This window comes from Stenotrophomonas sp. Br8 (assembly GCF_014763005.1).
Taxonomy (GTDB): domain Bacteria; phylum Pseudomonadota; class Gammaproteobacteria; order Xanthomonadales; family Xanthomonadaceae; genus Stenotrophomonas; species Stenotrophomonas lactitubi.
In genome coordinates, this window is the sequence record NZ_JACGTN010000004.1 from 260,239 (window position 1) to 271,895 (window position 11,657).

Consider the following 11,657-nt stretch of genomic DNA (forward strand, 5'->3'; position numbering starts at 1 on the left):
CTAGGTGAGGGAAATACGACAAAGCTCAGCCATGGCGCCGACGGTTGCCTATGCAAGGGGACTTGAGAATGTCATTGCCTGAGTAGTGAACCAGAGCCGTCACTAGTGCTAGGTCCGCATTTGGTCGCCTAGCTTTCGTCTCATATTGACCTTAGTGCCATTCTTGCCCGGGCTAGAGCTTGAGGCAAATCCGCGATCCTTGAGCGCATTAAGCAACCTCGGGACCCCATCAGTATGGGGTATCTCGACGCTCCGGCCTTCAGCCAATCTGGCCAGGTCTCCACCAAGGGCGATCAAAGCAACTGACGCCACCGGCCAAGATATGACCGGCATCGCTTGCACGAGAAGGCTCATTGTCCATTTTTTCTCATAGGTCCCAGACTGCAACTTCTTGGAGGCCAATTCAGCGAGGCCGATCTGGAAAGCCATGCCAGCCTTCGTGGCTTGCTCGGCTAGATGACCAAGAACTTCTTCCTTCTCGTTGAGTAGATCCTCGCCCATTACCGCAAAGACTCGCAGCGCATCGTCAATAGGCATTGCGCCAACTAGGTAGAGGCGAGTGGCAAGCGGGAAATCGATTCGCGACTCCAATTCAGTTAGGCGTACGTCATTCCATTGGCACCCAACATAGGAGGCCAATGCAGTGAAATCCCGCTCGGCGAGCACGGTCCAAATGCTCTCACAAAGCTCAAGCCGACCGTGTTGAGCCAATAGGCGCAGCCGGCTGTCAGAGACAGCGTCGGTCAGAATCTCGGAAGCGGTAATAACCATGGTTGAAGTAAGGGCGAGAACTGCCTCGTCGTCTAGGTTGGACTCGGTTGCAATCCACTCTTGTAAGCGCTCATCTTCCTCTTTGCCAGTCCACAGTGCCCGACCAAGCGTCTCTGCATCCTGCGTGGCGTAGTCACTGAGAATGATTCGGATCGCTCTCTCATCAATCTCATCTTTCAAGTTGTCGCCAGTGCGTGGCCTTTGAGCCTCGTATGATTTTAGAGCGCCGACCCTGTCTGTGATCCTGTTGGCACGCATGGCGCTATCCCATAAGTGCGGATCAAGATCATCCAGTGCAGGGAACGAGCACGAAGTCAAGGTAAAGTAGCGACGCGCCAGCTTTTCGTTGTCCTTGATCGCTTTAGTTGCCATCAGAACCACATCGGCTGACTCATCCAGCTTCACCGCTTGGGCGACCAGTTCGCTAATAATGGTGTCTGCGTATTTCGTAATGAATTCGCGAAGTCCGGAAATGCGCTCTGATGCAATCAGTTGAGATATTGTAACCGGCGGCTGATGTTCTGGGGGCTGCTGACCATTAAGGGCCACAAGCCTTAGCATTGATACACTAGGTGAAAGCGCGTCCAGCGCAATCAGCTCGGAAAGCACTTCTGGCGACGTTCTTTGATTAAGTCTACTGAAGCGTACCTGCGCTTCGCCGATCCACCGCCACCCAGGGGATGTTCGGGGTAGATGCGTAATTAGCAACGTCACATCATGAAGCGCTTCAATACGCTTCTTGAAAGAGGAGTCGGACTCACTGATAGCTTTAAGCTGAGCAAGTTCAAGCGCGCTGAGAACGGCCAGGACGCGGCTGGGGACTGGGGAGTCTAACGATGGATCTTGACTCGTGAGGATAGAGCTGAATAGGTTGGATCGAAGATGGAAGACGGCTTGAACTAGCGCCGCCGCTTCATTTCTTTCAATTAGGACGTCGAGAGATTGAAGGAAGCGAGGCAGGTGGTCTAGGGCGTCGCTTAAGATGCGTTGGAGGTGATCAACGTTAGTGGGTATTTTTGTGTCACGGTAGCTGATTGCTAGGTGGAGCAACAGCTCAGCGATGATGCCTCTGCCCTGATCAATGTTCCGTGGCCGAATCTTCTTCAGAAGCTTGACGGGTTCCTTAATATTTGCCTGCACATCGCAAACCTCGCCCTGCCTAAGCTTCAGGACTAGCTCCATATCATCGCGGCCAATCGCATGGCCGTAGAAGTGTCAAAGATAATCGGCGTAGTCCTCATCAAGGTGGCCAGCGACTAGTAGGTAGCGAATAGTTTCATTTTCCGACAGTTCCTTAGTGTATTCCTCCTGGTAACCGCCGCGCAGGGCATCAGAAAGCGGAAGCTTGTGCAAATCTCTTAGCGCTTCGTGCGTTGCTGCTATTTGGCTTTGGAGTTCGCCGTTGTCGGCCTCCACTACGCCGAGTCGCTCAAGGTAATTCGTCTCGAGAAGAACCGACGGCATATGGAACCGCTGGCCTGTGCGCGAACCACTCGCTACGAACTGCATCGTTTGGCTAGCTGTCGCCAGTTCCGTGAACCTGCCATCCTCTAAGAACTCCATGAAGGAAACGTGATTGCCATTCCAGTGGATATGGCTGGCATTGTGAGAGTTAGCGTGCAACTGGGCGTGATACCAAACGCATGCCCTTAGCTCCGATCTACTGGTCGCGGCGTCTTTGATCTTGCGCGCCTGCAAGCGCTCGATTTCGGCGATTTTAAGCCTTAATTCCTCGGAGCACTTGTTTCGCCACGACGAGTAGCCAGAGATTAGCTCATACAGAAATCCTGTGCGCTTTGAGAGTTGCCAGTACTGATCCGAGTGAAGGTTTTTTACAACAATGAGCGCGAATAGTTTGTTCCAAGCCAACGGGAGATCTGTAGCCAAAATATTCGCAAAAATATCGAGTTCGTTGACTATGTTCTTTACAAGTCGCATATCGTCGACACGATAGGAGACGGTCTCCACGAGTTCGTCGTCAATTCGCTGCGCGAATGATTTTCCGTCTAGAATTCGCTGACCTAAAAGTTCGATCATCTTGGCATGCGAGTTCTCTTTATTGATCACTGGCACCACCGGAAGAACGACATCGAAGAACTTGGTCTTCTCGCTTCCCGCAAAGAGCTCGTCATTCAGTGCATAGATAAAGCGGATATCTCGCTTTATCTGGGGGGACTCGTTTACTATGGCGTTGATTTCGCGAAGTCGAAAGAAAACATCCTGTATTCCGAATCTGTCTAGATCTTCAATTATCACTACATCAATGTTGCTGCTCTGAAAGCAATATATTATTTCATCAACATTCTTGTGGAGTACAGAGCTGTGCTGGAGGCTTTCGATTTTGCCGCCCTTAATTGACCAGCCGTCGATGTTGAGCAATGACATGGATCGTACGAGCTGATATACGATCCACACTGCTGCGGCGAACACCATCGCAAGTGCCCAAGAGGGCGGTAGCCATGCTAATTTTGTGGCGAGCCAGTTGAGAGTTAAGTTTTTGGGCGGATTGGCCCCGAACAAGTAAAGCCTAGCTCCAGCCAGGATGGCCAGACTAAGGCAGAATGTAGTGAGCCAGGCTCGGTAGCGGGATGGCTGGATGATTCGTTTAAGGCGAGTGCGAGGGAGGCTGGTTGCGGGGACCGAGTATAGGAGCTGCTGAACGATGGTTTCCTCGATGCGGTCGATTAGGAGGCGCACATCCTCATCGGCAGATTTTTGTGCTTTGGAACGCGCACTACCGAGCGGCGGCATCTCCGCTTCATCTGCGCTTTCCGCAACGATGCCATCTTTCCGAAATGTCGCTAGCGAGACCGACGCGTATGTAAAGCCGCGGTGGTTCTCCTTGAATGTTCGGATAAGACTGCTCTTCCCCGCGCCGTACCCGCCGGTGATTGCGATGTTGCGCACATGCGGATTGGTCATGGCTCTCGCCATTTCCTGCTCGTAGCGCCTAGATTGCGCTGGTTCAAGCAGAACCGGTGTAAGCGTCTCGAGTCCCTGTTCTTCCGAAGGTAGGCGCTTGAATGCTCGAGTGGCAGCCAGAATGTGCAGCCAAGCTCCCTTCAGTCGCTGCCTGAACTGATATGCAGGCGCAGTCATTCCTGTGGCCCTCCTAGCGGAGAGTAAGCATCAGAGCTTAGGAACGGCAACACGCGTACCGCTCCATGACTGAGTCGAATTTCCATGTATGTCCCCTTATCCCGGCGCTATGGAGGCCGCAAGCTAAGTCTAGCGTTTATCGATGTACCGCGGACCATCGGAATGGGCCGCTTCTCGCCAAGTCGTGTGTGGAGTCTTTTTTTTGTTCGGAAGAGAGTTTGATCTAACCTTTCAAGATCCCTAAATTCCTTAAGACGCCAGTGCGGAAGCACTACTTGTGCGCATGTATCTGTCAGCGCAGGAAATTGAGCGAGGGATGCCCTTGTCGAATGCCCTGCCTGAGCTGAACATAGGGCTTTTTTGGTGGGCGCTATCGGAAGGCGCGATCTGCCCCGCAGGCTGGCCGGTGACGGCAAGGATGGCCGGTGCGTAGTTTCTGATTTCCTTCAGCGTGATTAGTTGGGTGAGGTATAAGTCGGGCTACTGCTTTGGAAAGTCGAAGTGAGTGTAGAGAGAGGGTGCGCTCATGCGCTTACCGGACTGCCTGCGCTATTCATCGCGAAACTGGCGACTCGCGGAGCAAGCTTGGAATGAGGTCCACTTCTCTCCGGGCTGACGATACGTCGCTCTTAGCGTAAGCAGTTGTGATGTGCGCCAGACCCATTTTTAATTCTCTTTGGCGGTTGAGAGGAAAGAAGACGCGCGCAACCGTGCCCTGCGGAAGAAGACGCCGACTTGTCGAGTCAGCCTCATTCCTCCATCAGTTGATGATCTCCCCACTCCCGGACGCAACAAACTCCCTCAACTGCCGAACGAACTCCGCGTCGTAGAGCTCCCACTCCGTAATCTCCCCAACAACCCGCAACGGCTCCGCACTCCGATACGACCGCGTCGGATTCCCGGGAAACTTCTTGTTGGTCACGTTCGGGTCGTCCTCAAACGGCCCGGTCGGCTCCACCACATACACACGCGGTCGCCCCTCACCCTTGGCCATCTCCGCAGCCAGCCCGGCGCCCTTTGCAATTGTGGTGAAGTAGATGTGGTTCATCACCACGCTGTCGCGATAGTTGGAGCGGAAGCCCGCGCTCAGCAGTTCGCCCACCGAGAGGTCAGCCCGGGTGCCGTGATAAAACGGCCCGGCAACCTGGTCGCAGGTGTCATGCGAAACGGGTGTCCATTCGGTGTCCTGTGCCATCGGCACTACCCCTACCTGTCCTGCCGGATCGACAGGCCGGCGAGTCTAGGGCGCCGGGCGGGCCTTGCGGCAAGGCCCCATCAGGGAAATACTCTGTAAGTGGGAGGCGCGGTGCGCCTCCTTTTTTCATTCTGCCTTGCCGCGGCCTTCCAGCTCGCGCACCGCTGTTTCCAGCGCATCCAGCTTCTCGCGGGTCTTCAGCAGCACCGCACGCTGCACTTCAAATTCCTCGCGGGTCACCAGGTCCAGCTTGGCCAGCCCCGCCTGCAGCGCGCTCTTGAAGGTGGCCTGCAGTTCCTCGCGCGATTCGCGCAGGCCCGGCGGCACCAGGTCGCTGAGGCGACGGGCGAGGTCATCGATTTGGTTCAGGTCGATCATGGGGTGCTCCGTGGGGTGGTGGGCCTGCGCATCCGGCGCGGCCACAGCTGTTCGGCAGTAAGGATACTGCTGGCCCCGGGCTGCCGGACAGGCGCTGCGGGTTTCGCACCGGCCGCGTTCAGGCGCTATCCTCCACGCCGGAATACAGGAGATAGACGATGAAGATGGTCATGGCGGTGATCAAGCCGTTCAAGCTCGACGACGTGCGCGAAGCGCTGGCCGAGCGCGGGGTCACCGGGATCACGGTGACGGAAGTGAAGGGCTTCGGTCGCCAGAAGGGCCATACCGAGCTGTACCGCGGCGCCGAGTACGTGGTCGACTTCCTGCCGAAGGTGAAGCTGGAAGTGGCGGTCACCGACGATCAGGTGGACGTGGTGGTGGAAGCCATCGTGAAGGCAGCGGGGACCGGCAAGATCGGAGACGGCAAGGTGTTCGTGTACGACCTGGGCAGCGTGGTGCGTATTCGTACGGGTGAGCTGGACGCGGACGCGCTGTAAGCCGTTTTTGTAGAGCCGAGCCCACGCTCGGCGGGTGCAAAGAGCAGCCGAGCGTGGGCTCGGCTCTACAGAAAAGTGGTCGAGCAAGCTCGACCTCTACCGGCGCTTCGCCCACTTGTAGAACCGCTTCCAGCCCTGCCGCACGGCCGCCACCCAACCCGGGTCAGCCACCAGCGCGGCCTGCGCGGCACTCGGCGCCTGGCCGGTCACGCGCTGGCGCATCTTCAGCAGGTTCTTCATGTCGCTGCGGCTCAGCTGCCGGCTCAGCGGGTTGCGGCGCAGCCAGCGCGGTACGCGCCAGGCCGAGGTGAAGTCCAGCAGCACCGGAACACCGGCGCTGACCACCACGTTGGTGCCATGCAGGTCGTTGTGGGTGATGCCGGCGGCATGCAGGCGGGTGATCGCGTGCTGCAGCTGCTCGAACACTTCATTGCCCACCGCCTGCGCGGTGCTGAGCGTCTGGCCGGGGATGAATTCCATGCCCAGCGCCAGGCCGCCGAGGGTGCCGAGCAGGGCCGGGGCGTGCTTCCAGCCGCCCAGGCGTTCCAGCATGCGCGCCTCGCGGCGCACCATCAGCCGGGCGATCGGCGACACGGGGGTGCCACGGTAGCGGGAGTAGTCCTTCACCACCGCCGGACGGCCGTCCAGACAGGTGCGGTAGACATCGGGGGCGAGGAAGCGTTCACCGCGCTTGAGCAGCAGCGGCGCCACGGCGTCATCGCCGCAGGACGGGGAGGGGGTAATGGAAGGGATCATCTGGGGTCTCGGGCGACCCGGTGGGCGGCGCTGAAGCGTCAAGCGAACCGGTACGACTGGGGGAACTGGCTAAACTTTCGTTAAGTCAATTTTAGTACCGGCGAGTTCGCTATTCCACGATTTGTCGGAGAAATGTCGGCGCCGTGGCTGGAACAGTTCGTCACATACATTCGGACAATTCTGTCTCACTTTTTTAAAAGGCATTGAATTTCAATGGCTTGCAAGGCCGGCCGTCTCCGCTCACACGGCAGCGCTGCGCGCCGCGCACGCCCGGCTTGACCCCGGCGCACGGCCTGCCGACCATAAGCTGTTACACGCGACATCGACGGCCGCACCCACCCGGCACGTCCCCGTCTCCTGCCGCGTTCCCCCACTGATGCCGGCCCTGCGGCCGCATCGCCCTGTTTCCCTGTCCGGCGTGTGCTGGAGGAAAGTGTTTTGATCATCAAAATCGTACTTGCGGCGCTGTTCGTGTCCTGCGTGCTGTACATCCACTTCCGTGGCAAGGTCCGTGCGCGCTGGTCGCGCCAGCTGCTGGACCATTCCAGCTTCATGGCCCCGATCAACGTGGTCATGTACATGTTCTCGAAGGTGCCGACCACGCCGTTCCTGGACCCGGGCAAGGAATTCCCGCAGCTGGAGCCGCTGCGGCAGAACTGGCAGATGATCCGCGACGAGGCGCTGGCGCTGCGCGATGCGCAGGCGATCGCCGCCTCCAGCACGTTCAACGATGCCGGCTTCAATTCGTTCTTCCGCCGCGGCTGGAAGCGCTTCTACTTGAAGTGGTACGGCCCCTCGCACCCGTCCGCCAAGGCGATGTGCCCGAAGACCACCGCGCTGCTGGAATCGCTGCCCGACGTGCGCGCGGCGATGTTCGCGCAGCTGCCGTCGGGCAGTGAGCTGCGCCCGCACCGCGACCCGTTTGCCGGTTCGCTGCGCCTGCACCTGGGCCTGGCTACGCCCAACAACGATGCCTGCTACATCGAAGTGGACGGCATCAAGAAGAGCTGGCGCGACGGCGAGTGGATGATGTTCGACGAAACCTACATCCACCATGCGCACAACGAGACGCCCGATGACCGGGTGATCCTGTTCTGCGATATCGCCCGTCCGCTGCGCTTCGGCCTGCCGGGTCTGTTCAACCGCCTGGTGGCGTCCACGCTGCTGGCCGGTGGGGCATCGCCGAACCTGCCGGGTGACCCGACCGGTGGCGTCAACAAGGCCTTCGGCAGCGTCTACAAGGTGCGGCTGAAGGCCAAGGCCCTGCGCGAGCGCAGCGTGGTGGCCTACCAGGTGATCAAGTGGGGCCTGGTGGTGGCGGTGATCGCTGGTATCTGGGCGCTTTGAGGGAAAAGCAGCCGAGCGTGGGCTCGGCTCTACAGGACTCCGCGAGGCATGTTGTAGAGCCGAGCCCATGCTCGGCTTGGTCTACCGCAACCTGTCCGAAGAGCAGCCGAGCATGGCTCGGCTCTACAGAAGGCAAAAACCCGCGCTGTCGCCAGCGCGGGTTTTTGTTTTTGGGCCCTGCGCGTTCTGTTGTAGAGCCGAGCCCACGCTCGGCTGCATTTCGCGCAGAAGCAGCCGAGCATGGGCTCGGCTCTACAGGATCAACCCTTCAGCGCCGCCTTCACGAACGGCGGGGTCACCAGCACGCCGGTGTGCAGCGCGGCGGTGTAGTACAGGGTGTCGAAGGTCTTGGCGGCCGAATCGGCCTGGCGGAAGTCGAAGCTGCTGTCGCCCTTGCGCGCCAGGGTCACGCTCCACCAGCCGGTGGGGTAGCACGGCTGCGGGAACGGCAGGGTCTTGAACGAGCCGAAGCCGGCCTTGCCCATTTCGGTACGCATTTCGTTGATCAGCTCCAGCTGCATCAGCGGCGACTCGGACTGCTGCACCAGGATGCCGTCGTCCTTCAGGGCTTTGAAGCAGCTCTCGTAGAACGCCTTGTTGAACAGGCCTTCGCCCGGGCCGACCGGATCGGTCGAATCGACGATCACCACGTCCACGCTGCCAGCCGGGCAGTTGGCCATGTAGGCCACGCCGTCATCGAACATCAGCTCGGCGCGCGGGTCGTTGTTGGAATCGCACAGTTCCGGGAAGTGCTTGCGCGCCATCACCGTCACCTGCTCGTCGATGTCGCACTGGGTCACGCTCTCCACGCCCTTGTGCTTGAGCACTTCGCGCAGGGTGCCGCAGTCGCCGCCGCCGATGATCACCACGCGCTTGGGCGCGGCGTGGGTGAACAGCACCGGGTGGCTGATCATCTCGTGGTAGAAGAAGTTGTCCTTGCTGGTCAGCATGATGGCCCCATCGATGGTCATCAGGTTGCCCCAGTCGGTGGTCTGGAAGATCTCGATCTTCTGGAACGGCGACTGCACTTCGTCCAGCTTGCCGGTGATGCGGTAGCCGATGGCCGAGCCGGTGCGCTCGAAGTGTTCGATGTACCAGTTGCTGTTGTCAGTCATGGGAAAGCATTCCTGTTCGGAAGGGATGGAGCCGGGCTGAAGGCGGGGTGCCACGCATCCGGACGGATCGGCCCGTTCAGGTTGGAACCTGCCGCGGGCGCGGGCGCGCATGATAACGAACCTGTGGGCATATAGGCGTTATCATGCCCCCCCTTTTATTTGCCACAAGGCCGACTGCAATGACCGATTGGTCCCTCGACCAAGCCCGCAAGACCTACTCGATCCCGCACTGGGCGGATGGTTATTTCGACGTGGATCAGGCCGGGCACATGGTGGTGAGACCGACCGGGGCGGATGGCCCGGTGGTGTCGCTGCCCAAGGTGGTGGATGCCGCGCGCGCGGCCGGCGCCAAGCTGCCGCTGCTGGTGCGCTTCCCGGACATCCTCGGCCAGCGCCTGGGCAAGCTGCAGGCGGCGTTCGCCCAGGCCCAGCAGGATTGGGACTACCCGGGCGGCTACACCGCCGTGTACCCGATCAAGGTGAACCAGCACCGCGGCGTGGCCGGTACCCTGGCCAGCCACCACGGTGAGGGCTTCGGCCTGGAAGCGGGCAGCAAGCCGGAACTGATGGCCGTGCTGGCGCTGTCGCGCCCGGGTGGCCTGATCGTCTGCAACGGCTACAAGGACCGCGAGTACATCCGCCTGGCCCTGATCGGCCGCAAGCTGGGCCTGCAGACCTTCATCGTCATCGAGAAGCCGTCCGAGCTGAAGCTGGTGCTGGAAGAATCCAAGGCGCTGGACGTGAAGCCGGGCCTGGGCGTGCGCATGCGCCTGGCCTCGCTGGGCGCCGGCAAGTGGCAGAACAGCGGTGGCGACAAGGCCAAGTTCGGCCTGTCCCCGCGCCAGCTGCTGGACCTGTGGAAGTCGCTGCGCGATACCGAATATGCCGACTGCCTGAGCCTGCTGCATTTCCACATGGGCTCGCAGATCTCCAACGTGCGCGACATTGCCAACGGCATGCGCGAAGCCACCCGTTACTTCGTCGAGCTGTCACAGCTGGGTGCGAAGATCACCCACGTCGACGTCGGCGGCGGCCTGGGCGTGGACTATGAAGGCACCCGTTCGCGCAGCTTCTGCTCGATCAACTACGGCCTGAATTCGTACGCCAGCAACATCGTGCAGCCGCTGGCCAACGCCTGCGAAGAACACGGCCTGACCCCGCCGCGCATCGTCACCGAGTGCGGCCGCGCGATGACCGCGCACCACGCGGTGCTGATCGCCAACGTGTCCGAAGTGGAACAGGCGCAGGAAGGCCGCGTGCCGGATCAGCACGACGACGAGCCGGCTTCGATCCGCCACCTGCGCGAGATCCACGAGGAGCTGGACGTGCGTCCGGCGGTGGAGCTGTTCCAGGAAGCGCAGCACTTCCACGCCGAAGGCCTGTCCAGCTATGCGCTGGGCCAGATCGACCTGCCGCAGCGTGCGCGGATCGACGATCTGTTCTATGCCATCGCCCACGGTGTGCGTGCGCGCCTGAGCTACGACGAGAAGAGCCATCGCCCGGCACTGGATGAACTGAACGAGCGCCTGGTCGACAAGTACTTCGTCAACTTCAGCGTGTTCGAGTCGATTCCCGATGCGTGGGCGATCGACCAGGTGTTCCCGATCGTGCCGATCGAGCGCCTGAACGAAACGCCGGATCGCCGCGGCATCATCGCCGACATGACCTGCGATTCCGATGGCATGGTCAAGACCTACGTCGAGAACGAAAGCCTGGACAGCTCGCTGCCGCTGCACGCGATCAAGCACGGCGAGAGCTACCGCATCGGTTTCTTCATGGTCGGTGCCTACCAGGAAATCCTCGGCGACATCCACAACCTGTTCGGTGATACCGATGCGGTGGAAGTGCTGGCCGATGCCGATGGCTATGCCATTACCCAGCAGCGTCGCGGCGACACCACCGATGTGATGCTGGATTACGTGGGCTACAAGCTGGATGACCTGCGTGCAGCCTACGCCGACCGCGTGGCATCGGCAGACCTGTCGCCGGAGCGCGCGCAGGAACTGTCCGAAGCGCTGGAAGCGGGCCTGACTGGTTACACCTACCTATCCGACGAACCGCTGGTCTGATGGACGGCGCCGGGCCTGCCCGGCGCCACCGTTGCCGATGAGCGCACGCGCGATCTTCCACCTGTTCCTGCATGCCGCCGTGCCAGCCCTGCTGGCATGGCTGTTCTGGCGCAAGCGCTTTGCGTCGGCGTGGCTGTTGCTGCTGCTGGGCTGGATCATCGACCTGGACCATCTGCTGGCCGACCCGATCTACGCCCCGAACCGCTGCAGCATCGGCTTCCACCCACTGCATACCGCGCCGGCGATTGTCGTGTATGCGGGCCTGTGCGTGCCGAAGAAGACGCGGCTGGTGGGGATTGGCCTGATGATCCACATCGTGCTGGATGCCATCGACTGCTGGTGGATGCACCACCGCTGATGCTTGATGCGTGTCGACCAAGGTCGACACCTACCGGGGTGCACGATAACCCACGGAACTGACGCACTAGCT

The 11,657-nt window shown here is 60.2% G+C and carries 10 protein-coding genes; 4 read left to right on the top strand and 6 right to left on the bottom strand.

Features of this window, described 5'->3' with window-relative positions:
• Positions 1-108: 108 nt before the first annotated feature.
• From H3005_RS05040 to H3005_RS05055, 4 genes are all read right to left on the bottom strand, one after another.
• Entirely contained in the window at positions 109-1,953 is a 1,845-nt protein-coding gene (locus tag H3005_RS05040; RefSeq protein WP_191077686.1) for a hypothetical protein, read from the bottom strand.
• Between the two features lie 33 nt (positions 1,954-1,986).
• Positions 1,987-3,870 (bottom strand): hypothetical protein, encoded by a 1,884-nt coding sequence (locus H3005_RS05045; protein ID WP_191077687.1) that lies wholly within the window; start codon positions 3,868-3,870, stop codon positions 1,987-1,989.
• Positions 3,871-4,630: 760 nt separating this feature from the next.
• Positions 4,631-5,065: an NAD(+)--rifampin ADP-ribosyltransferase gene (gene arr / locus H3005_RS05050; RefSeq protein ID WP_191077688.1), complete on the bottom strand. Its 435-nt coding sequence runs from the start codon at positions 5,063-5,065 to the stop codon at positions 4,631-4,633.
• Between the two features lie 126 nt (positions 5,066-5,191).
• Positions 5,192-5,443, bottom strand: coding sequence for an accessory factor UbiK family protein (locus H3005_RS05055; RefSeq protein WP_025874558.1), 252 nt, complete (start codon positions 5,441-5,443; stop codon positions 5,192-5,194).
• Positions 5,444-5,601: 158 nt separating this feature from the next.
• Between H3005_RS05055 and H3005_RS05060 the strand changes: the two genes are divergently transcribed.
• A complete protein-coding gene (locus H3005_RS05060; protein WP_025874559.1) occupies positions 5,602-5,940 on the top strand; it encodes a P-II family nitrogen regulator in 339 nt (112 codons plus the stop codon).
• Positions 5,941-6,036: 96 nt separating this feature from the next.
• Here the strand turns inward: H3005_RS05060 and H3005_RS05065 are convergent, their stop codons facing one another.
• Complete coding sequence (locus H3005_RS05065) at positions 6,037-6,696, bottom strand: RIO1 family regulatory kinase/ATPase (RefSeq protein ID WP_089237465.1); 660 nt, start codon at positions 6,694-6,696, stop codon at positions 6,037-6,039.
• Positions 6,697-7,137: 441 nt separating this feature from the next.
• Between H3005_RS05065 and H3005_RS05070 the strand changes: the two genes are divergently transcribed.
• Positions 7,138-8,043: an aspartyl/asparaginyl beta-hydroxylase domain-containing protein gene (locus H3005_RS05070; protein WP_049465655.1), complete on the top strand. Its 906-nt coding sequence runs from the start codon at positions 7,138-7,140 to the stop codon at positions 8,041-8,043.
• 260 nt (positions 8,044-8,303) lie between these two features.
• Here H3005_RS05070 and speE read toward each other — a convergent pair whose 3' ends face one another.
• Entirely contained in the window at positions 8,304-9,158 is an 855-nt protein-coding gene (speE, locus tag H3005_RS05075) for a polyamine aminopropyltransferase (RefSeq protein WP_191077689.1), read from the bottom strand.
• A 179-nt stretch (positions 9,159-9,337) separates the two neighbouring features.
• Here speE and speA point away from each other — a divergent pair, with 179 nt between their 5' ends.
• Together speA and H3005_RS05085 are read left to right on the top strand one after the other, a co-directional pair.
• Positions 9,338-11,227 (top strand): arginine decarboxylase, encoded by a 1,890-nt coding sequence (speA, locus tag H3005_RS05080; protein WP_088101771.1) that lies wholly within the window; start codon positions 9,338-9,340, stop codon positions 11,225-11,227.
• A 37-nt stretch (positions 11,228-11,264) separates the two neighbouring features.
• The gene (locus H3005_RS05085) at positions 11,265-11,585 is read left to right on the top strand and encodes a DUF6122 family protein (protein WP_191077690.1); all 321 of its coding nucleotides are present in this window, start codon (positions 11,265-11,267) and stop codon (positions 11,583-11,585) included.
• Positions 11,586-11,657 lie beyond the last annotated feature (72 nt).